We start from the raw sequence: 1,151 nt of genomic DNA, 5'->3' as shown, positions 1-1,151 counted from the left end.
ATGGCAAAAGAGAAATTCGCGCGGACCAAGCCGCACGTGAACGTCGGCACCATCGGCCACGTGGACCACGGCAAGACCACGCTGACGGCAGCGATCACGACGGTGCTGGCCGCCAAGTTCGGCGGTCAGGCCAAGGCCTACGACCAGATCGACGCGGCTCCCGAAGAAAAGGCACGCGGCATCACGATCAACACCGCGCACGTCGAGTACGAAACCGCCACGCGCCACTACGCGCACGTGGACTGCCCCGGCCACGCCGACTACGTCAAGAACATGATCACCGGTGCCGCCCAGATGGACGGCGCCATCCTGGTGTGCTCGGCCGCCGACGGCCCGATGCCCCAGACCCGTGAGCACATCCTGCTGGCCCGCCAGGTCGGCGTGCCCTACATCATCGTGTTCCTGAACAAGTGCGACATGGTGGACGATGCCGAACTGCTCGAGCTCGTCGAAATGGAAGTGCGCGAGCTGCTGGACAAGTACGAATTCCCCGGCGATGACACCCCCATCATCCACGGCTCGGCCAAGCTCGCCATCGAAGGCGACAAGGGCGACCTGGGCGAAGGCGCCATCCTGAAGCTGGCCGACGCGCTGGACAACTACATTCCCACGCCCGAGCGTGCCATCGACGGCACCTTCCTGATGCCCGTGGAAGACGTGTTCTCCATTTCCGGCCGCGGCACCGTGGTGACCGGTCGTGTCGAGCGCGGCGTGATCAAGGTCGGTGAAGAAATCGAGATCGTCGGCATCAAGGCCACGGCCAAGACCATCTGCACCGGCGTGGAAATGTTCCGCAAGCTGCTGGACCAGGGCCAGGCTGGCGACAACGTCGGCATCTTGCTGCGCGGCACCAAGCGCGAAGAAGTCGAACGCGGCCAAGTGCTGTGCAAGCCCGGCTCGATCAAGCCGCACACGCACTTCACCAGCGAGATCTACGTGCTGTCCAAGGACGAAGGTGGCCGTCACACGCCGTTCTTCAACAACTACCGTCCGCAGTTCTACTTCCGCACGACCGACGTGACCGGCGCCATCAGCCTGCCTGAAGGCAAGGAAATGGTCATGCCTGGCGACAACGTGTCGATCACCGTCAAGCTGATCAACCCGATCGCCATGGAAGAAGGCCTGCGCTTCGCCATCCGCGAAGGCGGCAA

The 1,151-nt window shown here is 63.6% G+C and carries 1 protein-coding gene; it reads left to right on the top strand.

The window, feature by feature from the left end:
* On the top strand, positions 1–1,151 hold a 1,151-nt coding region (tuf, locus tag DES41_RS37660; protein WP_114472804.1), incomplete at its 3' end, for an elongation factor Tu.

Source organism: Pseudorhodoferax soli, from assembly GCF_003337555.1.
Classification (GTDB): domain Bacteria; phylum Pseudomonadota; class Gammaproteobacteria; order Burkholderiales; family Burkholderiaceae_C; genus Pseudorhodoferax; species Pseudorhodoferax soli.
This window is presented reverse-complemented; position numbering and strand designations above follow the sequence as displayed.